Below are 22,992 nucleotides of genomic sequence, written 5' to 3'. Positions count from 1 at the left end.
CTATTCCTTGGCCTTGGGGCGCACAGTCACCACCGGCACAGGGGAGCTTTTGACGATCTTCTCCGCAACTGAACCAAAGATGAGGTGATTGATGCCGCGACGTCCGTGCGTGCACATCACCACCATATCCATGTCCTGGTGATCGATAGTCTCGAGAATTGCATCAGGGGCATACCCGATTTTCACTTCACCACGCGCCTTCATGCCCTGAAATTCCCGGGTAATGAACGTGTCCATCTGCTCCTGGGCGCCCTTGACGATGGATTTGACCACACGCTGCAAATCACCCGGCTCGACATAAATTTCCGCATACCTGTTCATGGACGGTGCAACATAAAGCACCAGCACCTCTGCATCCAGTTTTTGGGCCAGATATCTGCAATGGGCAGCCAGGTTTTCCGTGACGTCGGAAAAGTCGACAGGACAAAGAATTTTTTTGACTTCTCGCATGATCGGCTCCCTGAGGGTTTCCGGTCCGCCTGTTTCGAAGGAAAGGCCATGGCTGACCGAGATTATTCATAATTACAATAAGTCATGTGTACAAATGGTGCAAGCTTCGAATCATTTGCTCGCTCCCCTTTCTTCTGACCGCACCAGCAAAACATATCATTTTAGTATGAATTTTAACACCTTCTGTTTCATCGCCCTTTTTCCAGGGTAAGGGGCTTCCCTTCAGAGATCATAACGTTTATGTAGTGCTGCTCAAGCCCTGACGGAGGTGGGCCGTATATGCATTTATTCGCTTATTCGACTCTTCTGGTCTCGATGCTTCTTTCGTTGCTGCTGGGCGCGACCGCCTGCATGCAACGCTGGCAAGGAAAAGACAACCTGCTGGTCTGGATGGAGCGCGGCCATCTGCTGCAAAGCTTTCTCATGACCTTAGGCGTGGTCGTGTTGTTCACGGCCCTGGCTGCGCACGATTTCTCGTATTTGTACGTGGCCGAGTACACCGATACGCATTTGCCCATGTTCTATACGCTTACAGCCTTTTGGGCCGGGCAGAGCGGATCGCTGTTATTTTGGGCCTGGGCAGTGGCCTTGTTCGGGGTCGCCTTCCAGCTCACACCAACCTACAAGCGGCTGCATGGGCCTACCAGGCAGTACTACTGGATGTTCTTCTTTTTCGTGATGAGCTTCCTGTTGCTGCTGCTTTCCAACTGGAGCAATCCGTTTGTGGAGTTGGTGCCCCCCCCTGCTCAGGGGAACGGCCTCAACCCGCTGCTGCAGCACCCGGGTATGATCTTCCACCCACCTTTGTTGTTCCTGGGATATGCCGGTTTCACCATTCCTGGATGCCTGGCGCTTGCCCAGGCGCTTTCCGAATCGGCAAACAAGGAATCTTCCTGGCTGGATGGAACGCGTAATTTCACCCTTTTGTCCTGGCTGTTTCTGACTGCCGGCATCATTCTCGGCGCCTGGTGGTCTTACATGGAGCTTGGGTGGGGTGGTTACTGGGCCTGGGACCCTGTTGAAAACGCTTCGCTCATCCCCTGGTTCTCTGCTTCGGCCTTCCTGCACACCGCCGTATTGCAGCGACGCCGCGGCATCATGAAAAAGGCCAACGTCTTTCTCATGGCCCTGACCCTGATGATGAGTTTCTTTGGCACCTATCTCGTGCGCAGCGGCGTTGTGGATTCTCTCCATGCGTTCTCCAGCACAGGTGTGGGAACGCCCCTTTTGATATTCATTCTTTTTGGCGTGGGCATTTCCATTTTGGTGCACTTCGTGGGATTTGAAAATCAGCCTGAAGGACGCACGCTCAGCGGTATTTTCAGCCGTGAGGGCTTCCTGGTCATTACCGCCTGGCTGCTGCTCATTCTGGGCGCAGTGATTTTGCTGGGCACCATGTGGCCTGTTTTCTCCAAGCTCTGGAGCTCCACCCCTGTGGGGCTGGACGCCGGTTTTTACAACCGTGTCTGCCTGCCCTTCTTCTCCTTGCTGGCGGTCATGCTGTTGGTATGCCCCTGGCTGGAGTGGAAAGGCGGCCTGCGCAGGAAAAACGTATTTTTCGGGCTGGCGGGCCTCTTCGTCGGCCTGCTGATTGTGCTGTACATAGTCGGCATGACCATGCCTGTGCCGCTTTTGGCAGCGGCAGCAGCCATTGCGTGTTTGGCCGGCATCATCACCATTTTCACCACGGAAGCGCCCGCCAGAAAGCTCCGATCAGTCTGGGGCGCCTACGGCGTGCACTTTGGCCTTGCCTTGATGATTCTCGGGGTAGCGGCTTCTGGTCCTTATCAGCAAAGCATCCAGGTGGAACTGAACCCTGGCGAAAAGACCGAACTCGGCAGCTACACCTTTGTCTACGAAAAAATGAACGAAGGGCGCGGCGCAAACATGGCGTACGTCGAGGCGGAAATCCAGGTTCTCAAGGACGGAAAGCCCATGGGTTCCATGGAGCCGCAGCGCCGGCAGTATGTGAACAACAATCAGGCATTTGCCGAGGCCGACGTGCTTGAAGACCACATGGGGCTTGGCAACGAACTCTATGCAACGCTTATGGGCTCCAACAAGGCCGGCCGGGTTGCGCTTGAATTGAGTGTACACCCCCTCGTGAACTGGATTTGGATAGGCGGCACTTTGATGTGTCTCTTGCCTTTCGTGGCATTGCGGCGCTCACGCGCCTCCAAGGCTGCCGGAGACGTGTAACGAAATGTTGCTGACCCTGGAAAAGGTCGCCAAGCTCTACGGAAACAAACTGGTCTTCAAAGGCATCAGTTTCGAGCTTCCCGAAGGGGCTGTGGCCATTGTGGCCGGCCCCAATGGAGCGGGAAAATCCACCCTGCTGCGCCTGGTGGCTGGGCTGGAAACTCCCACTGCCGGGGAGGTGACGGCTACGGTTGCGCCTGGCGAGATCGGCTATCTGGGGCACGCGACGTTTCTCTATCCGCAACTTACGGCTCTTGAGAATCTCGAATTCTGGAGCCGCTTCAATGGCCTGCGCCCCACAAAGAAAATGCTGCACAGCGCCCTTGAGCGCGTGGACCTGGCCTATGCCGGTCAAGAACGCGCAGGACGCTTTTCACGGGGCATGGCCCAACGACTGAGCCTTGCCCGGGTCTTTCTGCTCGAACCCAGGCTCCTACTGTTGGACGAGCCCGGCACAGGGCTCGATGTTCGCTCCAAAAGCATACTGGCCCGGGAGATAACCGCCGCCAAAGCTCGTGGCGCAAGCGTTCTCTGGGTGAGTCACTCTCTGGAACAAGACCTCGCCCTGGCCGACATTGTCCTGGCCATTGGTGAGGGGCGCTGCCTCTACTGCGGCAGCGCAGCCGCATACCAGCCGGAGTGCTCATGCTGAGTGGCGCACTGACCATAGCGGCAAAGGACTTGCGCCTTGTGGTGGCAAGGGGGGGCGGTCTGGTGCAGGCCTTGCTCCTGGGCCTGATCCTGCTCTTTCTTTTCAGTCTTGCGCGGGTGCCGGGGCAAGAATTTGCGCCGCAAGCCGCGGCTGCCATCTTCTGGTTGGCCACGCTCTTTTGCCAGGTGCTTTTGAGCAACGCGCTTTACAGTTTGGAAGAAGTCAATGGCGCGCGCATGGGGCTTTTACTTTCCCCCACGCCCATACACGCGGTGTGGCTTGGCAAGGCCATAGCGGGCAGCATATTGTTGCTTGCAGCGCAGGCTCTTTTTATCCCTGCCACAGTCGTCTTTCTGGGGGTTGGGCTTGAAGGCGCCCCCCTGATGGGATTGGCAGGACTACTGCTCGTCGACATGGGGCTGGTGGCCATGGGCTCGTTGCTGGGCGCCCTGGCTCAAGGGCAGGCGGCGCGAGAGTCGCTTCTTTCGGTGATACTTTTTCCTTTGCTGGTGCCCGTACTGCTGGCCGGAGTCCGATTGGGGGCAATGGCGTTTTCGCCCCTTGTGGTCGATCCGGCAGGGCCGTGGCTGGGACTGGCCGCCGGCTTCGATGCCTTGTTTGCTGCGGCTGGATTGATTTTGTTTCCGTTTATCTATAGCGGTGGGGAATAAGTATAAAGCCCCCCTGCAAGGCTCTGGAGACGCAATGTTCAAGGACTGGCTTTCAATCGTGGCCCTACTGGCCGGTCTGGCCGTAGGCGCCTGCCACTGGCTGATCTGGTACTACACACCCGTGGAACTGACCATGGGTCCGGTGCAGAAAATTTTCTATATCCACCTGCCCCTTGCCTGGTGGGGGCTTATCAGTTTTTTCCTGGTTTTCATCGCCAGCATAGCCTTTTTGAAAACCCGCTCCCCAAAATGGGATCAAATAGCGGGCGCGGCAGCCGAAATCGGCGTTCTGTTCAGCACGCTTGCGCTGCTCACAGGCTCCATCTGGGCGCGCAAATCCTGGAACACATGGTGGACCTGGGACCCGCGACTGACCACAACACTTGTCATGTGGTTCATCTATGCCGGCTACCTGCTCGTGCGCTCCATGGACATGGACAAGCGGCGACAAGCCACGGTGTGCGCTGTTGTCGGCATAGTGGCGTTTCTGGATGTCCCCCTGGTCTTTTACTCTGCCAGGCTCTGGCGTAGTATCCACCCCGCCGTGTTCGTCTCCAAAGGGGGCGGTCTGGCGCCGGAAATGAAACTTACGGTCATGGTCTGCGTCGGGGTCTGGTCCCTGCTTTGGCTGGCCTTGACCACCATACGCTTCCGCCAGCTCAAGCAGAAGGAAGCGTTAGAGGCACTGGTCCGCGACGCTGTAAGCTGAGCGGTCAGCTTTTTATGCAACCTGACGCCCTTACCATGCCGGCAAGGGCGTAGATCTACAACGGGAGGTACCCGTGCAACACGCCGACTTCCTCTTTGCGGCGAACGTGGTCGTCTGGATCGGCATCGGCGCCTATGTGGCGTTTCTCGCCATCAGGCAACGCCGGCTGACGCAACGTTGTGAACAATTGGAGCTCATGCGCAATGACCAAGAATAACAAGACCAAAGACGAAGCAGCCGAGAACGCGCCCGCATCATCGCGCCGCAAGCTCGTGCTGGGGGCTGTCTTTTTCGGACTGGCCCTGATGTTCCTGGTCTCTTTTATCTATCGCTCGCAGAACCAGGGCCTTCAGGTCCATCGCCAGGCTCCGGAGCATGGCGACGCCCCACAGGCTAACGCAGGGCAGCAAGGCATGCCCCCTCAAATGAACGATGCCATGATGGGTGATATCGGCAAGCTGATGCAGCGCATGCAGGAAACGCCTGACGATGTGAACCTGCTGCTGGAGCTGGCTGACAAATTCATGGTCATGAAAAGTTGGGAAAGGGCCGAAATGTTCCTGAACCGGGCCATGGTGATCGAGCCGTCGAACCCCTTCGTGCTCTACAACCTTGGCATCGCGGCTTTTCAGCAGGACCGTCCTGAGGACGCATCCCAGTACTTTGAACAGCTCATTGCGGTGGACCCGAACCATGCCCACGCGCATTTCAACCTTGGCATGCTTTACAGCCATTTTCTGAACAAGCCGGAAAAGGGCAAGGCCGAATTTGAGAAGGTATTGGAGCTTCCCAATGTTCCTGAAGATTTGCGGCATGGCGCTGCGGAAGAGCTGGGACGCCCCCATGAGCCACAGCCTGATGCTGGAGCGGCTTCCGGGGAAGGTGCTGGCGATGCTGCCGGAGATGACGCCGGAAGCCAGAAAACAATGCCTCCAGCCGGGGCGGGGTCGTAAGCCGTATTGCCACAGTGGGCAGGCCGTTCGTTGACAGTGCGGGCAGCTTGGTGGCATAAGGCATTTTTGCTTCTTACGTAGGTCGAAACGTGGAGTCGGACTACATTTTTGTCATTTCAGAGGGTTTTTCCACGTATATCGACCTGGCCACAGTTCCATAGCCGCTATTTCGAGATGTCCCTGGCGCCTTGTACGGCAGGTAACCCTTTACTGAACTCGAGAATCTGGAGGAATGAGCATGTATCCCAAAGGTCTTATCACCGCATTAGTCCTCGGTCTGACCATGCTGCTCGGCGCAAGTCTCGCCAATGCCGCTGATAACGTCAAAATCGCGGTGCCCTCCCCTTACACTGGCCCCGCAGCCGCCTACGGCGACAACGTCAAGGCCGGTGTTGAGATGAAGGTAGAAGAAATCAACGCCGCTGGTGGCGTTAACGGCAAACAGATTGCTGTCGAGTACATGGACGAACAGTGCGATCCTAAGGAAGCCGCCACAGTTGCTTCCAAGATCGTTATGGATGACGAGATTGTAGGTATCGTCGGTCACCTCTGCTCCTCCGCTCACCTGGCCGCTCTGCCTTCTTACGTACGCAAGGGTGTCGCCGCCATTTCTCCCACCGCCACCAACGTTACCATTTCTGAAAAGAACAAGGACCGCAAAGGCCGTGTGTGGTCTTTCCGTGATGTTTACCGCGATGACTTTCAGGGCGCATTCCTGGCCTCCTACGCCAAGGATGTGCTGGGCTTGGCCAGCGTAGCCGTGTTCTACGAGAACAACGACTACGGTATCGGCCTGAAGGAAGCTTTCGTAAACAAGGCCAAAGAAATCGGCCTGAACGTTGTTGGTGAAGAAGCCTACGTAAAAGGCACCACCGACTTCACCCCGCAGCTGACTTCCCTGAAGGAAAAAAATCCTGAAGGCCTGTTCATCAGCGGTTACTACAACGAAGGCGCCCTGATCGCCTCCCAGGCCAAAAAGCTCGGCATGGACGTAGCCAAGTTCGGCGCTGACGGTCTGGACAACAGCGACTACATAAACCTTGCCAAGGATGCTGCCGAGAACACCTACCTGACCACCCCCTTCCTGGAAGAAGTTGCCAGTGAAGAAGGCAAGGCATTCGCCGCCAAGTTCAAGGAAAAATACGGTCGTGACGTGGACTACATGAGCGCCAACGCATACGACGCTGCTGGTGTCCTGGTTCAGGCCATTGCCGAAGCAGGCGCTGACCGCGAAAAGGTTCGTGAATACTTGGCCGGCATCGACTCCAAGGACAAGGCCTATCAGGGCGTAACCGGCGCCATCTTCTTTGACGAAAACGGTGACTGCCAAAAATCCGCTTACGTGAAGATGGTCAAAGACGGGCAGTTCATCCCCGCCCCCAAGCAGGTCAACTAAGGGGTTGGAACGGGACTGCTTCTGACAGACGCCATAATGAAGGATACAACAGGCTGGACAAGTTCCAGCCTGTTTCTTTAGGAAGCACGGAGGGCGGCTCACCGCCGCCCCCTTTTCCAGAAGCAGACGACACTTCCTCACCCTCTTTATTCGGAGAATCGTCTTGTTCGAACAACAACTTATCAACGGCCTGACCCTTGGCGTCATTTATGCGCTCATAGCTGTGGGTTACACCATGGTCTACGGCGTCATCGAGCTGATCAACTTTGCCCACGGCGAAATCTACATGCTCGGTGCTTTTTTCTGCGTCACCTATATCAACGTCCTGGGCCTGCCTTTCTATGTCGCAATCGTCGTGGCCATGCTTTCCTGCGCCCTGCTCGGCATACTCATCGACATTATTGCCTACAGACCCCTACGCAATGCGCACCGACTAGCGGCGCTCATAACAGCGATAGGCATGTCAATATTTCTGCAGAACCTGGCCATGATTATCTGGGGAAGCCGGCCCAAGCCTTTTGCCCAGGCTGCGGTGCCCGCCTACTTGCAGGAAACTGCATTCCACCTTGGCAGCGTGACCCTGACCTGGATGCACGTCTTCATTTTCGGCATCACCTTTTCCATGATGATCGGTCTCAACCTCATCATCATGAAGACCAAGGTCGGCACGGCCATGCGCGCGCTTTCGCAAAACCGCACCTGTTCATGCCTCATGGGCATCAACGTGAACAGGGTCATTTCCTTTACCTTTGCCCTCGGGTCCAGCATGGGTGCGGTGGCCGGGATTCTGGTGGCCATGTACTATAACACCCTTTACCCCACCATGGGCTACGTGGCCGGCGTCAAAGCCTTCGCCGCTGCTGTGCTGGGCGGCATTGGTTCCGTTCCCGGCGCAATGATGGGCGGCATTGTGCTCGGTGTGGCAGAGGCCCTGGGCGCTGGTTACGTATCATCACTGTATCGTGATGGCGTTGCCTACGCAGTCATGATCTCCGTGATCATCTTCAGGCCCTCGGGCATCCTGGGCAAAGCCATGGTCGACAAGGCATAGGGGCTTTGATCATGAGCAAAATGAAAACACTATTATTGGCCGGGCTGGTACTGGTCCTGATCTTTCCCATGACCCCGATCTCCAACGAGTATATTCTGCACGTACTCACGCTGATCATGGTCTATATGGTGCTGGCCATGGGTTTGAACATCGTACCGGGCTTCTGTGGCCTGCTGGACCTTGGTTACGTGGGATTTTACGGTATCGGCGCCTATACAGCCGGCCTGCTGACCATCCACTTCGGCCTGAACTTCTTTCTCATAGTGCCTTTGGCCGCCCTGAACGGCGCGTTATGGGGCATTCTCCTCGGTGCGCCGACATTACGACTCACAGGGGACTATTTCGCCATTGTTACCTTCGGCTTCTCAGAACTGGTGGTCCTCTTTCTGACCAACGAGATATGGTTGACCCGCGGTCCGCTGGGACTGCCCGGCATCGATCCGGTCACCTTCGACTTCTCCTGGCTTTCCACCATGCTCAATCCCAACTGGGACTGGTACTACGAGTTTGGCGGCGAAACCCCCTACTTCTATCTCGCCATCCTTATGGTGGCCTTCGTCTACTTCATCATGCGCCGCATAGAAGACTCAAGACTGGGGCGCGCCTGGTTCGCCATCCGCGAAGATCCCCTTGCTGCTGCCAACTGTGGCGTAAACATCCTGAACTACAAGGTCATCGCCTTTGCCATTTCCGCTGCCATTGGCGCGATCGGCGGCTGCTTTTTCGCACGGTGGACCATGTTCATCTCCCCCGACATGTTCAAGTTCTGGGAATCCTTTCTGGTCTTGTGCATGGTGGTGCTTGGCGGCCTGGGCAACATCAATGGCGCGCTTATCGGCGCCATCATTCTTGTGGCCCTTGGCGAAGTGCTACGTAGCGTGCTGCCGCACTTTGGCCTGCCCACAGAGACGCGTTTTCTGGTATACGGGCTGATCATGATTTTAATCATGCGCTTCAAGCCCAGCGGCTTCATCCCCAAGATCGGCGACGTGGGCATGAAGAATCCCATAATAGTCGAACTGCGTAAAAAACTGGAATCCTCCGGGGCCTGATCCGCCATGGAAGCGAAAAACGAAAGCATACTCTCGATTAAGGGACTGACCAAACGTTTCGGCGGCCTGCTGGCCCTGAACGACGTCAACATGGAGGTGCCGCGGGCGCAAATCATGGGGCTCATTGGCCCTAACGGCGCCGGCAAGACCACCATTTTCAACTGCATTACCGGTGTGTACAAGCCCACTTCCGGCAGCCTTACGCTGCACGACGGACAAAACGAATCCACCATTGGCGGGCGCAAACCCGAAAAAGTCGTTGAACTTGGCATCGCGCGCACCTTTCAGAATATCAGGCTTTTTTCCGAGCTCTCAGTACTGGACAACGTCCGCATCGGACGTCACCCTCGCACCAAGAGCAACCTGTTTGGTGCAATCTTGCGCACGAAACAGCACAAGGAAGAGGAACAACAGATCGTCGATGCCTCCATGGAATGGCTCTCATTCGTCGGCCTGGAGAATAAGGCTCTGGACCAGGCTTCCAGCCTGGCCTATGGCGATCAGCGCAGGCTTGAAATATCCCGCGCGCTGGCTACGGAGCCCAAGGTTCTCCTGCTGGACGAACCCGCTGCCGGCATGAACCCATATGAGACCCGGCAGTTGGACGAACTCATCCACCGTATTCTCGGGCTCGACGTGACAGTTATTCTCATCGAACATGATATGAAACTGATGATGAAAATATGTAAAAAACTGGTGGTACTCGACCACGGCACAAAAATCGCCGAAGGCCCGCCACAAGCCATCAAGGACGACCCTGCCGTCATTGAAGCCTATCTCGGGAGAGGGGCGGCCAATGCTTGAAGTCAAAGACATCCACACGTACTATGGTTCGATTCACGCCCTGAAAGGCGTGAGCCTGACGATCAGGGAAAACGAAATCGTCTGCCTTATTGGGGCAAACGGCGCCGGCAAGACCACCACGCTGATGTCAATTTCCGGTGTGTTGCGCCCCAAACAAGGGTCGATCTCGTTTCAAGGGCAAGATATCACCAAGACAGCCACGGACAAAATCGTCAAGCTTGGTGTTACACAAGTGCCAGAAGGCCGGATGATCTTTCCCAGGCTGAGTGTGCAGGAAAACCTCTGGATGGGCGCGTATATCCGCAAGGATAACGATAAGCTCAAAGAAGACGAAGAATGGATATATACCCTTTTTCCGATTCTGAAAGAGCGCCGCAAGCAGGCTGGCGGCACGCTTTCCGGCGGTGAACAACAGATGCTGGCCATAGGGCGCGCCATCATGGCACGCCCAAAGATTCTGTTGCTGGACGAACCCTCCCTTGGGCTCGCCCCCATTGTGGTGGAAAACATTTTTGAAGTTATCCAGGAAATCAACCGGCAGAACACCACGATCCTCCTGGTTGAACAAAACGCCCAGATGGCCTTGCAAATCTCGCACAGAGGCTATGTTGTGGCGACAGGCGAAATCATCCTGGAAGGCAATTCCCAGGAATTGATGGACGATCCCCAGGTCCGCGCAGCGTACCTGGGCATGGAATAAAGACACCACCTTTCCCTGAAAGGTGTTACCAGCGGACTTTGCCTGTGATGCGCCAACTGCATTGCGGCCATCTGCTGTTGTAGTAATTATTAACTGCTTTAGCGGCCGTCAGCGTCGCCAAAATCGGCTTGGCGCTTCGGTCACGCTAATATAAGGGAGGATAACGCCATGCAGAAGGTAAACGGCAAAGGCTTGACCTTCGACGACGTCCTGCTGCAACCCGCCTACTCAGAGGTGCTTCCCGACAGTGTCGATGTCAGCACCTGGCTCACGGCGGAAATCAAACTCAACATCCCGCTGCTCTCTGCCGCCATGGATACAGTCACCGAATCCCGGCTGGCTATCTCTTTGGCCAGGTCAGGGGGCGCCGGCGTCATCCATAAGAATCTTTCCATCGATCGCCAACGCCTTGAGGTCGAAAAGGTCAAAAAGTCCGAAAGCGGCATGATCGTCGACCCCGTGACCATTCCTCCCAACTACACCGTGGGGGAGGCGCTTGATGTCATGGCTGAATATCGCATATCCGGCTTGCCCGTGGTTGAGGGAAGCAAGCTCGTCGGTATCCTGACCAACCGTGATGTCCGCTTTGTCACCGATATGAGCACCCTGGTCTCCGAAGTCATGACCAGCAAAAACCTCGTCACGGTTCCCATGGGCACAACTCTTGAACAGGCAAAGCACCACCTGCACGAAAACCGCATCGAAAAGCTGCTGGTTGTGGATGAGGAGAACAAACTCCGGGGCTTGCTGACCATCAAGGATATTGAGAAAATCAAAAAGTACCCCATGGCCTGCAAAGACGACCAGGGCCGTTTGCGTGTAGGCGCCGCCGTTGGCGTGGGCGCCGAAACGCCCGAACGCGCCGAAGCCCTGCTTGCCGCTGGCGCAGACTTCCTGGTTGTGGACTCTGCGCACGGGCATTCGCGGAATATTCTGCGCACCATCGAGATGCTCAGGAACACCTTTCCAAAAGCCAACCTCATAGCAGGTAACGTTGGCACCTACGAAGGCGCCAAAGCGGTGCTCAAGGCCGGCGCACATACAGTAAAAGTAGGCATCGGCCCTGGCTCCATCTGCACCACACGTATCGTGGCAGGTGTAGGTGTTCCCCAGGTCACTGCAATCATGGAAGCATCCCGTGCGGCCAAGGAAATGGACCGCCACATCATAGGCGATGGCGGCATTAAATTTTCCGGAGACGTGGTCAAGGCCCTGGCGTCCGGGGCTGACACCATCATGATAGGCTCTCTTTTTGCCGGCACCGATGAAAGTCCAGGTGAGACCATTCTCTATCAGGGACGCCGCTACAAGATATACCGAGGCATGGGCTCCATCGACGCCATGCGTGAAGGCAGCAAGGATCGCTATTTCCAGGATACCGACGACGCCGGCAAACTGGTTCCCGAAGGTATCGTGGGGCGCGTTCCCTACAAGGGGCCTGTGCTCGACAGCATTTACCAGCTCATGGGTGGTCTGCGCTCCGGAATGGGCTACACAGGATGCCAAACCGTCAAAGAGTTGCAGGAAAAGGCTCAATTTGTGGAGATTTCTCCTGCAGGCTTGCGTGAAAGCCATGTCCATGATGTGATCATCACTAAAGAGGCCCCCAATTACAGGGTCGAAAACTACTAGCCCAGGGGCTTTGCCATGGAATCCATAGAAAAGGTAGTCATCCTGGACTACGGCTCACAGGTCACGCAGCTCATAGCAAGACGCATCCGCGAAGCAGGCGTGTACTCTGAAATTCATCCGTACACCATTTCCCTGCAGGAACTGGTGGCGCTGCAACCCAAAGCCATTGTCCTGTCGGGCGGTCCTTCGTCAGTATCTGATGCCGGTGCGCCAGATATGGACCCCGGCATCATCGAACTCGGCCTGCCCATTTTGGGAATTTGCTACGGTATGCAGCTTCTTGCCAAAAACCTGGGCGGCAAGGTCATTGCCTCGCAAGACCGTGAATACGGGCGCGCGGAACTGACCATCACGGACGAATCCCTGTTATGGGAAGGTCTGAAGCAACGAGACGACCGCACGGTGTGGATGTCCCATGGGGACAGGGTTCTGGAACCGCCCAAGGGATTCAAGGCCATCGCCTCCACCCCAAGCGTGGATGTAGCCGCCATGGCCGACCCTGAGCGCAAGATCTATGCCCTGCAATTCCACCCGGAAGTGGCGCATACGGATCAGGGTGACCGTATGCTGCACAACTTCCTCTTCAAGGTGGCGGATATCCAGGCAAACTGGACCATGTCCTCCTTTGTGGAAAGCAGCCTTGAAGAAATTCGGGAAAAAGTCGGGGACGACCAGGTTGTCTGCGCGCTTTCCGGAGGCATCGACTCCACCGTTGTCGCCATCATGCTGAGCAAAGCCATAGGTAAGCGGCTGCACTGCATTTTTGTGGACAACGGACTGCTTCGTCTCAATGAAGGGCAGGAAGTCATCGGGTATCTGCGGGAGCATTTCGATCTGAATCTGCACTACGTCGAGGCTCAGGATTTCTTTCTGGATCGCCTTGAAGGTGTGGAAGACCCGGAAAAGAAACGCAAGATCATCGGCCACAGTTTCATTGAACTCTTCGAAAAGGAAGCCAAGGCCATTCCCGGCGTGAAGTTCCTGGCACAGGGCACCCTCTACCCGGATGTCATCGAGAGTGTTTCCTTCAAAGGCGGCCCATCCGCCGTCATCAAAAGCCACCACAACGTGGGCGGACTGCCGGATATCATGCAGCTCGAACTCATCGAGCCTCTGCGCGAATTGTTCAAGGACGAGGTCCGCAAGGTGGCTGTGGAATTGGGACTGCCCGACTTCATCATTTGGCGGCACCCTTTCCCTGGTCCTGGCTTGGCCATCCGTGTCATCGGGGAGATCACCCGCGAACGGCTGGATATCCTGCGCCTGGCAGACAAGATCGTGCAGCAAGAACTGCGCGCCTCCGACTGGTATCGCAAAGTATGGCAGGGTTTTGCCGTATTGCTGCCGCTGAAGACGGTGGGCGTGATGGGGGACGACCGTACCTACGAGCATGTCATCGCCCTGCGTGTGGTAGACAGCGTGGACGCCATGACTGCAGATTGGACACGGCTGCCGTCTGAGCTGCTGGCCCGTATCTCCAACCGTATTATCAACGAAGTCAAGGGAGTGAACAGGGTTGTCCTGGACATTTCCTCCAAACCGCCCAGCACAATCGAGTGGGAATAACTCCAGGCGGCGCTTCTGCGCCCGTTGAGAGAGAGTGTTATGTTCGGCATCGGCACAACTGAACTTATCGTCATCCTCGTTGTGGCCCTTATCGTGGTAGGGCCTAAGAAACTGCCCCAGATCGCGCGTACCCTGGGCAAGGCCATGGGCGAATTCAAACGCGTGAGCACTGACCTGCACAGAACCATCAATACTGAGGTCGAGTTGCAGGAACGCAAAGAGCGGGAAAAAGAAGAAAAGAAGAAAAAGCTCGCTGAAAAAAAGACAGAGGAAGATGCAGCGACTGACAAGGCTGCGCCTGCGGAAAAATCCGAAGAAGATATCGCAGCGGAAAAAGCCTACGAAAGCGCAGTTGCCGCCAATACCCCTGTCACACCTGAAGAGACCGGTGCGACTGAAGCAGCGTCTCCTGACATGGCTTCCGTGGAAGAGGACCTGACTGACAAGGCGCCCGTCATTGATGTTCGCTCTGAAGACGTAAAAGAAACAGAAGCTGAACAACATGAAGCGGCTGAAAAGGTCGTGACCACTTCGGCCCCGGCTGGAGAAAAGGCATGAGCACGGGCGATAAGGACAAAGATTTGACCACGCCTCCGGATTCTCAGGAACCTTCTGAGGAAGCTCCAGAGGAATCTTCTGCGGATAACTCTTCTGCATTGCCCCCAAAGGAATCAGAAGAATCTTCCACTGAAGCTCTTGAAGAAGAGGGTGCGGCTGCGTCAGAGACTTCTTCTGATGATTCCCCAAAAGCTTCTGAACCCCCTTCTGAGGCGGCTTCTGAAGACGCGGGCACATCTTCCGGTACTGCAGGAGAAGACGAACAAGCTCCTGATGACGCCTCTGCTTCGGAGCAATCTTCCGATGATTCTTCCGCAGGGGATGCGCCCATTGCAGTTACGGACGACGATCCTTCTGCTGAAAGTGCGGGGGAAGACGATGCTGCGGCTCCACCGCCTGCGCCGCCTGCCCCACCTTCTGACGGTGCAGTAGCAAAGGGCGATGACGACGACCCGGACGACGACCCGGACGACGAAGATGAAGACGAGGATGAGGACGATGATGGAGAAGGCCAGATGAGCTTTCTCGATCATCTCACAGAGTTGCGCATACGTCTGACCCGGAGCGCCATTGCCGCCATCATTGGCTTTCTTGCCTGCTACGGGTTCTCCAAGCAACTCTTTGAGCTGCTCATGCGCCCCTTGGTTGCGGTGTTTCCTCCGGACACAAAACTTATTTACACCGCACTGCCCGAGGCTTTTTTCACCTATATCAAGGTCGCCCTTGTAGCGGGCGTGCTGCTTGCCAGCCCCTACATTTTTTATCAGATATGGAGCTTCATTGCCCCCGGGCTTTATAAGGATGAACGCAAGTATCTTATTCCTATCGCGCTTTGTTCAGGTATTTTCTTTTCTGTCGGCGCGGGATTCGGATACTCGGTCGTTTTCCCCTTTGCATTTGAATTCTTTATGGATTTTGCTACAGAAACCATCCGGCCAATGCCGAGCTTGAAGGAATATTTCGACTTTTCACTCAAGCTGTTGTTTGCATTCGGCCTGATCTTTGAGCTGCCGCTTTTCATTTTCTTCCTTGCGCGGTTGGGCATTGTCACGTCGCGCATGTTGCGCAAATTCCGTAAGTATGCGTTCCTTTGCTCGTTCGTGGTGTCCGCTGTTCTCACACCTCCGGACGTGGTGTCGCAAACATTGATGGCCGGTCCTTTGATCGTGCTTTACGAACTGTCCATCTGGGTAGCCCATGCTTTTGGCAAAAAGGCCAAACCCACTGCGGAAGAAGAAAACGAAGACGAAGAAACCACTGAAGATGAAAAGGAAGAAGCTTCCTCATAATATTCTCTGCCAGACGCCAGGGAGGCGCATGATCTCCCTGGCGTTAATGGCGGATGGAAGCTGCATCGGTCTTTGAAGAAAATGGGGCCTTGTGCCATACTGGTTCTTTGCTTAATACTCAGTCTGGCGCCATCATATTCGGGATGTGCTCAAACGCCCTCCCCCCGGTGTGCATGAACCATTTTGGCAACGCTCTGGACCTGATGTGAAAAAAAAGGCATAGACAGATTATGGGCCAACGAAACGCAGCATTCTCCCGCGAAACAACAGAAACTCGTATCAAGGCGCGGCTTGAGCTGGATGGCTCCGGTATCGTCAATGTACGCACCGGTTTTGGTTTCGCCGACCACATGCTGACCCTGATCGCCTTTTGGGCCGGATGGGACCTCGACCTTGAAGTCGATGGCGACATGGAAATCGACGCACACCACAGTATTGAAGACGCCGGTTTGTGCCTGGGCGAAGTATTGCGTCAGGCCCTTGCTCAAGGCGACGCCGTAAAACGTGTGGGATGGGCGCGGGTGCCCATGGATGAAGCCATGGCCGATGTGGCTGTGGATCTTTCAGGGCGACCATACCTGGTATACGAAGACGAATTGCTGCCCAGCATCGTAGCCCGGGAAGAAAAGGACCTTTGGCGAGAATTCTTCAAGTCCCTCGCTAATACGGCAAAGATGAACCTACATATAAGATTACTTTATGGAAGGAATGGCCACCACCTGTTGGAGTCCGCCTGCAAAGGACTTGGATTGGCGCTTGCGCAAGCCGCAGCCCTCAAGTCCGGTGACGGAGTCTTCAGTACAAAAGGGAGCTTAGACTCATGAAAACGCTCATGTCTGCGCGCTCTGTCGTTCTCGTTCTGCTCTTCCTGCTGGTGATTACCGGCTGCCACCGTCGCCCTGCCGCTGAGCCTATCGCTGCGGACCTTTCCCTGGCCATTGCCGGCTTTACGCAGCCCACGGTGGACGGTCAGGCCATGGCCAACTACGTGCCATCCGGCAGCGAGACGGTTTCTCCCAAAACGCTTACATATCTGGACAGCATAGTGCTCCAGACAATGTCTTCTGAAACCAAGCGCTCTTTTGCCACTCCTTCCCAAACCCGCGCTTGCCAGCGAGATCTGGACAACAGTTCAGACAACTCCGGCAATTTGGACTACTGGGTAAAAGTGGGGCGCTGCATGAACGCCGATTACCTTCTGGTACCGCAGCTTATGTACTGGCAGGAACGCAAAGGCGGCGCTGCCGGTTCCGACGACCCCGCCAGCGTGATGATCGACATGTATGTTGTGGATGTCAAAGAACAAGGCATTGCAACGCGTTACCGCTTTGATGAAAAGCAGGTATCCCTTGCTGAAAACATGCTGACTTTCTCCAAATTCGTAGACCGCGGCGGCAAGTGGCTGACTGCCAGGGAACTGGCCGCCTGGGGCATCGAAGACGGATTGCGGGTACTGGGTCTGAAATAATATGCAGCTTTTTCCAGCTATTGATATAAAGAATGGTGAATGTGTCCGCTTGCGTCAGGGGCTGGCCGATGAGGTTACGGTGTTCTCCAAGGACCCCGTTTCCATGGCTGAACACTGGATGGACCTGGGCACTTCCTGGTTACATATAGTCGACCTTGATGGTGCTTTCAGCGGCGATCCGGTCAACGCCGAACTCGTTGGCCGCATCTGTTCCGTCTGCGAAGCGCGGGGCGTTAAAGTGCAATTGGGCGGCGGTGTACGCGACAAGGGCACGGCCGAGGCCTATCTCAAAGCAGGCGTCACCCGCCTTATTGTGGGAACAATGGCCATCCTTGAACCTGCTGCGTTTGGTGCTCTTTGCCGTGCGCTGCCTGGTGTCATCGGGGTCTCCCTGGACGCCCAGGATGGACAGCTCAAGACCAAGGGCTGGGTGGAAGACGCCGGTCTTACTGCACTTGATGTGATCCCCAGGCTGGAAGAACAAGGCGCGACGTTCATCATCTACACGGATATCAGCCGTGACGGCATGCAGTCCGGCGTGAACCTAGAAGCACTTGATAACTTGTTGCAGAACACTTCCCTGCCGGTCATTGCGGCAGGTGGCGTGGCCTCGCTTAAAGACATCAAGGACCTTGCCCCCCTTGCTGCCAAAGGCCTCGAAGGCGCCATCACCGGCCGGGCCATCTATGAAGGCACCCTGGACGTTAAGGAAGCATTGGAATGGCTTAGTCAGAACGTGGCAACCGCCTGACACCGGACCTTTGTCCTTTCGCTCCATGAGAATACGTAAGCGCCATGGCCAAGCAGACTCTATTTTGTAAGACCACAGTCTACAACCTGCTCAAGAAGCGCGAGCCGCTCTTTAGCGGCTGGAAGATACTTGGCTTCATTGGAGCCGGCGTTTCCGGCTGTGTCTTCAAGATGCAGCGCGACGACCTGGGTGAAGAGATGTATGCTGCGCTCAAGGTCATTCCCCTTACAAGAAAGCTGGACCGCGAACACCGCTCCCTTGATTCGCTGCAGGCATCCATTGGTCAGGATGCGCGTGAAATCATCCACCTGTACAGTCTGGGCAATCACCAGAACGTTGTAGGCTGGTATAATCACGAAGTCTTCCACGAACGCGACCAGGATTCCATCATCGCCCTTGTGGCGGTAATGATGGAGTACCTGCCCAGTACGCTTTCCAGCAAGATCAAAGGGGGCGCGCTCCCCTGGCAAGAAAGCGTTCAGGTGCTCATCGATTGTCTCAAAGGGCTCGAGCATGTCCACTCCAAGAGCATCCTGCACCGCGACATCAAGCCTGGGAACATCTTTCTTACCCAGGACGGCATAGCCAAGATTGGTGACTTTGGCGTGGCGCGCAAACTCTCGGAAACCACCTTTGCCGAGACCCGCGTGGGCACGCCCCTTTACATTGCGCCTGAAGTGCTGCGCGATCCCTTTGGCAAAGGGTACGACCACCAAGTGGATATTTATTCTCTGGCCCTGGTGGGGTACGAGATGTTGCATGGCAAATTGCCTTTCGAGGACGAATGTGAAGGCAACCGCTCCTGTATGGTGAACAAGCGGATAACTGGGGAACCCATTGTTGTGGACCCGTCTTTGCCCATAGGCATCACTAAAGCCATCCTCGGCGCTCTCTCCTTCCGCCCCTCCCTTCGTTACGCCTCTGCCAAAGAATTTCGCCTGGCCTTGGAACGCACACTGGAAACCGACGGGCGTGAAACAATCATGCCCAGAGTCCAAACCGTAAAGCCTGCGCGCGCCATCAAGGAAGAAGAATTCGGAGAGCTGACGCAGAAGCGTGCGGCGCCTGAGCCCCGTAAGGAAACGCCCCTGAGGACGGAAAAGCCAAAACCCCCCGTGCAGCATTATGCGGGAGAAGATTTCTACGGACCAAACGCCAACTTTGGCCGCAGCAAGGGGCATGTCACGCCTAAACAACCACTGAGCCGTCCGGTGGTGATATTCCTGCTGGCCGCCCTGGCATGTGGCGCCGCATATATGTCAGGCAGGGTACATCTTGGCGCCAGCCCCGCAACGATATACAGCATCGTTTTTTTGTTTTTTTATATTGCGCTGCCTTTGTACTTGATCATCATTGCCCCGGCACGACGCGGCCTGATTGCTGCAGTCTTGTTTTTTGCCTCGTTCGGGGCCAGTCTGGGACTCAAAGCCGGTGTCATGAGCGCTGCAATAGACAATTTTGCCTTTGCCATGGGCGCCATATATTTGAGCATCTGGGCCTTTATAGCCTGGTTCAAGAACCGGGACTAACCCCTCTTTTCCGCTACTCTTCCGCCCCATCCCCATTTGAAGACATGTCGAACTCCGCCACGCGAACGTATTTGTGGAGGGCATAGAAAAAACCGTGTAGCGCCAGTAAAAGACCGGCTCTGCCATCCAGAAAACCAGCCCGCAACAAATATATTTTTGCAAAACGAGCCATCCCGTGGGCAATCCCCCGGGCTACGCCGCCTTTGCGCCCGTCGTGCTGCAGACTGATCGCAGCTTCCTGTGTGTAATAATTGATTTTGGCCACATGCTCCTGAAGTCCCGCATAGGGGCGGTGGACGATATCTCCGGACAGCACCCCAGTTGGCCCTTTGGGGTGAAATGAATAATGCGGCCCCGAAGCTGTCACTTCCATACGCTGTGTATGAAAGACACGTAAAAGACGATCCGGGTACCAACCACAGTGCTTCAGGTAGCGATCATAATAAAATGAACGGCGCGGGCAGGTGAAACCGGCCTTACCTTCCAGTTGCGCAGCGTCACCAAACAAAATTTCCATCTCTCGCCGCAGTTCCGGGCTCAGCCATTCATCCTGGTCCAGACTCACCACCCAGGAATCCCCAACCTGCTCCAAGGCGTAGCGAAATTGCGCTACAGGACCAGGCCACGGGCGCACCAAAACGTCTGCACCCATTTCTTGCGCTATTTCCCGTGTTCTGTCGCTGCTTTCGGAATCCACCACCACGACCCTGTCACAAAAATCCAGGGACTTAAGGCAACGTTCCAGCCAGCGTTCTCCATCCTTGGTCAGCACAAGTCCTGTCACAAACATCCGGTATATCTCCTACCTGATCATTCACCAAAGCATGACTCGCCTTGCATACCACTATCCGAAGCGATACAAGGCTAAATCTGCATGAGCCGCCATTGCGAACACTACTAATAGTCGTAGTGGCGGGCGGCAAGCAAAACATCCAGCTCCACACTGCAACCCCACACATTTTCAGATGCCGCATACACAAAACGCCCCACACACAACCACCACCTGGCAGCTGACGACCCCGTCAGAGGCCAAAGGACAACGCCTCGACGGCTTTCTGGGGCAGGCGCTTGCCGACCAGGGAATATCACGGGGGCGCATAAAATCCTGGATCAAGGAGGGGCGCCTACGCATTAGCGGCGTCACGGTCTCCAAACCTAGCACACTGCTGCAAGGTGGAGAACTGCTCGAGCTGGAAGGCATTTCGGCCGACTCTCCCCTGGCGCCTGAAGATGGCGATCTAAGCATTCTTTATGAAGACGAGCACCTGATCATTTTGGACAAACCACACGGACTGACAGTGCACCCCGCCCCTGGCCTGGAAAGCGGCACCCTGGTCCACAGACTGCTGCACCGCTATCCGGAAATGGCCTCCATGGATTCCGAACGCCCTGGCATTGTGCACCGCATCGACAAGGACACGAGCGGCCTGCTTCTTGTTGCACGCACCGAAGCTGCCCGTCTGGCCCTTGCGCAGGCATTTGAAGACCGCCAGGTGGACAAGGAATACCTGGCCCTGGTGCATGGCGTGCCAGAAAGCCTCCAAGGCGAAATTCAAGAACCCATTGGCCGGCACCCCGTCCATAAGACCAGGATGGCGGTAGTGGCAAAGGGCGGCCGCCCTGCACATAGTGTATGGAGAGTGCTCCATGCCAGCCCTGATGGAGAATGGAGCCTGCTGGCAGTACGTATCCACACGGGACGCACCCACCAGATACGGGTGCACCTGAGCCATTTGGGGCACCCCATTATGGGAGACGGCGTTTATGGCCTGCCAGCTTCCAAGCACCCACAAAACTGTCCGGAGAAATCGTTTAGGCGACTTGCTTCCCGCCAGATGCTGCATGCCTGGAAATTGGGAATGCAGCACCCCATGACGCCAGAGCGCCTCGACTTCAGGCGCCCTCCCCCTGCAGATTTCATGCGTCTTGCGCTCTGTCTGCACAAGCGCGCGCAACGGGTAGTGGTCACAGGCCTGCCCGGCTCCGGCAAATCAACCCTGGCCAGGCTGCTGCATGAAGCCGGCGCCCCTCTTTTCTGTGCGGACGCTGTTGTGGCTGATCTTTACAAACCAGGGCGCGCAGGGTGGAGCTTCCTGTTCCAACGCTACGGTGAGCGCTACCTGCTTGCCACAGAAGATTTGCCATTGGATCAACGCCCCGTTGATAAACGCGCCCTGTTTCAGGATATGCAGGCGTCCCCCTCCCTGCGCAAGGAAGTGGAGGCTGCGCTGCACCCCATGGTATTTGACAAACTGCAGCTTTTCTGGCGCGAGCATGCTGCCAAAAGCATGGCCGTGGCCGAAATTCCTCTATTGTTCGAAGCCTCGGGCGACACCGCGGCAGCGCACCGCACTGCGGCGGACAGTATTGTCGGGGTGTTCTGCCCCCATACCACCCGGCTAGAACGGCTGAAACAGACCAGAGGATGGGGCGAAGAAACACTAGCCGCCATGGATTCATGGCAATGGCCCCAACCTGCCAAGATCAACGCCTGCCAATTGATCGTGGACAATAGTGGAACCAAGCAGGATTTGGAACGCCGTACTCAAGCTCTGTTGAAAGTTCTGCGCCGCCTGCGGGCTTCTGGAGCAGCACGATTCGCGGCTCGCTTACGCAACTTATGGGGTGAAGACAAAACGTGAACGTCATTATCATCATGAACAAAAGGGCAGGCACGGTGTTCCGCGCTTTCCGCCGCACAAGTCCCAAAGCGGTGCGCGAGGCGTTTCAAGAGGCAGGGCTCGATCCCGATATCAGGCTCATTTCCCCAAGCAATCTGCCGAATGCAGTGCGCCAGGCCGTAAAAGAGCGCCCCGACACCATCGTAGTGGCAGGGGGTGACGGCACCATCAACACCGCCGCTGCCATAATCGGCGGCAGCGACATTCCAATGGCCGTCATCCCGCAGGGGTCCTTCAATCTGTTCGCCCGGCATCTGGGCCTGCCATTCAAGGTTGCCGCAACGGCGCACCTGGTGGCCCAGGGCTACAGCAAACTTTTGGATATGGGCGTGGTCAACGACCGCCCCTTCATGTTGTTTTCCTCAATTGGGGCGCACCCGGTCTATGTCAGGGAGCGCAAGCTCCTGCAGCACCGCAAAGGGTGGTGGAAACCCTTTGCCATGCTGTGGGCGGTGAGCAAATCCATTCTGCGTTTCCCACAACTCACTTTGCATCTGGAAGTCGATGGCGAAAAGAAAACGCACCGGACAGCCAGCCTTATTGCGGCCACTTCGCCCGGTGCGTTGAATTTTTTGTATATTGTGGAGGACGGGCAGCGGTTTTTGACCGATAAAACCATCTACCTCTACCTTGGTCGCCAGTCATCCAGGCTGGGCATGCTACGCAGCTTTGTAACCATTCTTTTTTCACGCGCCACGCTGGACAAGTATTTCGAAATGCACACCGTGCAATCCTTCAGCGTGGATACCGGCAAAAAAGGCCGCCACCTGCTAACGGCGCTGGATGGCGAACTGACCAGACTGCGTCTGCCGTTACAATACGGCCTGCTTCCTGCGCATCTGCGCGTGGTGCTGCCACAGCCTGAGTAGCCTTGGCAGCAA

General features: G+C 56.0%; 23 protein-coding genes. 21 read left to right on the top strand and 2 right to left on the bottom strand.

Features of this window, described 5'->3' with window-relative positions:
* Entirely contained in the window at positions 1 to 450 is a 450-nt protein-coding gene (locus ACZ5EH_RS16070) for a universal stress protein (protein ID WP_464274885.1), read from the bottom strand.
* A 279-nt stretch (positions 451 to 729) separates the two neighbouring features.
* Between ACZ5EH_RS16070 and ACZ5EH_RS16065 the strand changes: the two genes are divergently transcribed.
* From ACZ5EH_RS16065 to ACZ5EH_RS15975, 19 genes are all read left to right on the top strand, one after another.
* Positions 730 to 2,649 carry a heme lyase CcmF/NrfE family subunit gene (locus ACZ5EH_RS16065; RefSeq protein WP_464274884.1) on the top strand — a complete coding sequence of 640 codons (1,920 nt, stop codon included), beginning with the start codon at positions 730 to 732 and terminating at the stop codon, positions 2,647 to 2,649.
* A gap of 4 nt (positions 2,650 to 2,653) precedes the next feature.
* Positions 2,654 to 3,301, top strand: a complete 648-nt coding sequence (ccmA, locus tag ACZ5EH_RS16060; RefSeq protein WP_464274883.1) for a heme ABC exporter ATP-binding protein CcmA — start codon at positions 2,654 to 2,656, stop codon at positions 3,299 to 3,301.
* The gene (locus ACZ5EH_RS16055; protein WP_464274882.1) at positions 3,295 to 3,972 is read left to right on the top strand and encodes a heme exporter protein CcmB; all 678 of its coding nucleotides are present in this window, start codon (positions 3,295 to 3,297) and stop codon (positions 3,970 to 3,972) included. Before ccmA ends, ACZ5EH_RS16055 begins: the two co-directional genes overlap by 7 nt.
* Positions 3,973 to 4,006: 34 nt before the next feature.
* Positions 4,007 to 4,681: a cytochrome c biogenesis protein gene (locus tag ACZ5EH_RS16050; protein WP_464274881.1), complete on the top strand. Its 675-nt coding sequence runs from the start codon at positions 4,007 to 4,009 to the stop codon at positions 4,679 to 4,681.
* Between the two features lie 73 nt (positions 4,682 to 4,754).
* On the top strand, positions 4,755 to 4,898 hold the full coding sequence (locus ACZ5EH_RS16045) for a CcmD family protein (RefSeq protein WP_464274880.1): 144 nt from the start codon (positions 4,755 to 4,757) through the stop codon (positions 4,896 to 4,898).
* Complete coding sequence (locus ACZ5EH_RS16040; protein ID WP_464274879.1) at positions 4,885 to 5,634, top strand: tetratricopeptide repeat protein; 750 nt, start codon at positions 4,885 to 4,887, stop codon at positions 5,632 to 5,634. The genes ACZ5EH_RS16045 and ACZ5EH_RS16040 overlap by 14 nt, the downstream gene beginning before the upstream one ends.
* A gap of 238 nt (positions 5,635 to 5,872) precedes the next feature.
* Positions 5,873 to 7,030, top strand: coding sequence for an ABC transporter substrate-binding protein (locus ACZ5EH_RS16035; RefSeq protein ID WP_464274878.1), 1,158 nt, complete (start codon positions 5,873 to 5,875; stop codon positions 7,028 to 7,030).
* Between the two features lie 163 nt (positions 7,031 to 7,193).
* Entirely contained in the window at positions 7,194 to 8,081 is an 888-nt protein-coding gene (locus tag ACZ5EH_RS16030) for a branched-chain amino acid ABC transporter permease (RefSeq protein ID WP_464274877.1), read from the top strand.
* Positions 8,082 to 8,092: 11 nt separating this feature from the next.
* Positions 8,093 to 9,133 carry a branched-chain amino acid ABC transporter permease gene (locus tag ACZ5EH_RS16025; RefSeq protein WP_464274876.1) on the top strand — a complete coding sequence of 347 codons (1,041 nt, stop codon included), beginning with the start codon at positions 8,093 to 8,095 and terminating at the stop codon, positions 9,131 to 9,133.
* Between the two features lie 6 nt (positions 9,134 to 9,139).
* Entirely contained in the window at positions 9,140 to 9,937 is a 798-nt protein-coding gene (locus tag ACZ5EH_RS16020; RefSeq protein WP_464274875.1) for an ABC transporter ATP-binding protein, read from the top strand.
* Positions 9,930 to 10,637, top strand: a complete 708-nt coding sequence (locus ACZ5EH_RS16015; RefSeq protein ID WP_464274874.1) for an ABC transporter ATP-binding protein — start codon at positions 9,930 to 9,932, stop codon at positions 10,635 to 10,637. Before ACZ5EH_RS16020 ends, ACZ5EH_RS16015 begins: the two co-directional genes overlap by 8 nt.
* A gap of 168 nt (positions 10,638 to 10,805) precedes the next feature.
* Entirely contained in the window at positions 10,806 to 12,269 is a 1,464-nt protein-coding gene (gene guaB / locus ACZ5EH_RS16010; RefSeq protein ID WP_464274873.1) for an IMP dehydrogenase, read from the top strand.
* A 15-nt stretch (positions 12,270 to 12,284) separates the two neighbouring features.
* Positions 12,285 to 13,835, top strand: a complete 1,551-nt coding sequence (gene guaA / locus ACZ5EH_RS16005; protein ID WP_464274872.1) for a glutamine-hydrolyzing GMP synthase — start codon at positions 12,285 to 12,287, stop codon at positions 13,833 to 13,835.
* A gap of 39 nt (positions 13,836 to 13,874) precedes the next feature.
* Complete coding sequence (tatB, locus tag ACZ5EH_RS16000) at positions 13,875 to 14,393, top strand: Sec-independent protein translocase protein TatB (protein ID WP_464274871.1); 519 nt, start codon at positions 13,875 to 13,877, stop codon at positions 14,391 to 14,393.
* A 515-nt stretch (positions 14,394 to 14,908) separates the two neighbouring features.
* Positions 14,909 to 15,682, top strand: a complete 774-nt coding sequence (tatC, locus tag ACZ5EH_RS15995) for a twin-arginine translocase subunit TatC (protein WP_464278315.1) — start codon at positions 14,909 to 14,911, stop codon at positions 15,680 to 15,682.
* 230 nt (positions 15,683 to 15,912) lie between these two features.
* On the top strand, positions 15,913 to 16,506 hold the full coding sequence (hisB, locus tag ACZ5EH_RS15990; RefSeq protein ID WP_464274870.1) for an imidazoleglycerol-phosphate dehydratase HisB: 594 nt from the start codon (positions 15,913 to 15,915) through the stop codon (positions 16,504 to 16,506).
* On the top strand, positions 16,503 to 17,150 hold the full coding sequence (locus ACZ5EH_RS15985) for a hypothetical protein (RefSeq protein ID WP_464274869.1): 648 nt from the start codon (positions 16,503 to 16,505) through the stop codon (positions 17,148 to 17,150). Before hisB ends, ACZ5EH_RS15985 begins: the two co-directional genes overlap by 4 nt.
* Before the next feature lies 1 nt (position 17,151).
* Entirely contained in the window at positions 17,152 to 17,901 is a 750-nt protein-coding gene (gene hisA, locus ACZ5EH_RS15980) for a 1-(5-phosphoribosyl)-5-[(5-phosphoribosylamino)methylideneamino]imidazole-4-carboxamide isomerase (RefSeq protein ID WP_464274868.1), read from the top strand.
* A 44-nt stretch (positions 17,902 to 17,945) separates the two neighbouring features.
* Positions 17,946 to 19,430 carry a serine/threonine protein kinase gene (locus tag ACZ5EH_RS15975; protein ID WP_464274867.1) on the top strand — a complete coding sequence of 495 codons (1,485 nt, stop codon included), beginning with the start codon at positions 17,946 to 17,948 and terminating at the stop codon, positions 19,428 to 19,430.
* A gap of 13 nt (positions 19,431 to 19,443) precedes the next feature.
* On the opposite strand, the gene ACZ5EH_RS15970 is transcribed toward ACZ5EH_RS15975, so the two are convergent.
* Entirely contained in the window at positions 19,444 to 20,220 is a 777-nt protein-coding gene (locus ACZ5EH_RS15970) for a glycosyltransferase family 2 protein (protein ID WP_464274866.1), read from the bottom strand.
* A 175-nt stretch (positions 20,221 to 20,395) separates the two neighbouring features.
* Between ACZ5EH_RS15970 and coaE the strand changes: the two genes are divergently transcribed.
* Both coaE and ACZ5EH_RS15960 read left to right on the top strand, forming a co-directional pair.
* Positions 20,396 to 22,072 carry a dephospho-CoA kinase gene (gene coaE / locus ACZ5EH_RS15965; protein ID WP_464274865.1) on the top strand — a complete coding sequence of 559 codons (1,677 nt, stop codon included), beginning with the start codon at positions 20,396 to 20,398 and terminating at the stop codon, positions 22,070 to 22,072.
* Entirely contained in the window at positions 22,069 to 22,980 is a 912-nt protein-coding gene (locus ACZ5EH_RS15960; protein ID WP_464274864.1) for a diacylglycerol/lipid kinase family protein, read from the top strand. Before coaE ends, ACZ5EH_RS15960 begins: the two co-directional genes overlap by 4 nt.
* Positions 22,981 to 22,992: the final 12 nt, after the last annotated feature.

This window comes from Desulfovibrio biadhensis (assembly GCF_055388615.1).
Note: the sequence above shows the minus strand (reverse complement) of the source record. Positions and strands in the feature narration are given on the sequence as shown.

Coding starts and splice junctions, on each gene's coding strand:
- ACZ5EH_RS16070 (WP_464274885.1), bottom strand. CDS start 450: ATGCGAGAAGTCAAAAAAATTCTTTGTCCTGTCGACTTTTCCGACGTC.
- ACZ5EH_RS16065 (WP_464274884.1), top strand. CDS start 730: ATGCATTTATTCGCTTATTCGACTCTTCTGGTCTCGATGCTTCTTTCG.
- ccmA (WP_464274883.1), top strand. CDS start 2,654: ATGTTGCTGACCCTGGAAAAGGTCGCCAAGCTCTACGGAAACAAACTG.
- ACZ5EH_RS16055 (WP_464274882.1), top strand. CDS start 3,295: ATGCTGAGTGGCGCACTGACCATAGCGGCAAAGGACTTGCGCCTTGTG.
- ACZ5EH_RS16050 (WP_464274881.1), top strand. CDS start 4,007: ATGTTCAAGGACTGGCTTTCAATCGTGGCCCTACTGGCCGGTCTGGCC.
- ACZ5EH_RS16040 (WP_464274879.1), top strand. CDS start 4,885: ATGACCAAGAATAACAAGACCAAAGACGAAGCAGCCGAGAACGCGCCC.
- ACZ5EH_RS16035 (WP_464274878.1), top strand. CDS start 5,873: ATGTATCCCAAAGGTCTTATCACCGCATTAGTCCTCGGTCTGACCATG.
- ACZ5EH_RS16025 (WP_464274876.1), top strand. CDS start 8,093: ATGAGCAAAATGAAAACACTATTATTGGCCGGGCTGGTACTGGTCCTG.
- ACZ5EH_RS16020 (WP_464274875.1), top strand. CDS start 9,140: ATGGAAGCGAAAAACGAAAGCATACTCTCGATTAAGGGACTGACCAAA.
- ACZ5EH_RS16015 (WP_464274874.1), top strand. CDS start 9,930: ATGCTTGAAGTCAAAGACATCCACACGTACTATGGTTCGATTCACGCC.
- guaB (WP_464274873.1), top strand. CDS start 10,806: ATGCAGAAGGTAAACGGCAAAGGCTTGACCTTCGACGACGTCCTGCTG.
- guaA (WP_464274872.1), top strand. CDS start 12,285: ATGGAATCCATAGAAAAGGTAGTCATCCTGGACTACGGCTCACAGGTC.
- tatB (WP_464274871.1), top strand. CDS start 13,875: ATGTTCGGCATCGGCACAACTGAACTTATCGTCATCCTCGTTGTGGCC.
- tatC (WP_464278315.1), top strand. CDS start 14,909: ATGAGCTTTCTCGATCATCTCACAGAGTTGCGCATACGTCTGACCCGG.
- hisB (WP_464274870.1), top strand. CDS start 15,913: ATGGGCCAACGAAACGCAGCATTCTCCCGCGAAACAACAGAAACTCGT.
- ACZ5EH_RS15985 (WP_464274869.1), top strand. CDS start 16,503: ATGAAAACGCTCATGTCTGCGCGCTCTGTCGTTCTCGTTCTGCTCTTC.
- hisA (WP_464274868.1), top strand. CDS start 17,152: ATGCAGCTTTTTCCAGCTATTGATATAAAGAATGGTGAATGTGTCCGC.
- ACZ5EH_RS15975 (WP_464274867.1), top strand. CDS start 17,946: ATGGCCAAGCAGACTCTATTTTGTAAGACCACAGTCTACAACCTGCTC.
- ACZ5EH_RS15970 (WP_464274866.1), bottom strand. CDS start 20,220: ATGTTTGTGACAGGACTTGTGCTGACCAAGGATGGAGAACGCTGGCTG.
- coaE (WP_464274865.1), top strand. CDS start 20,396: ATGCCGCATACACAAAACGCCCCACACACAACCACCACCTGGCAGCTG.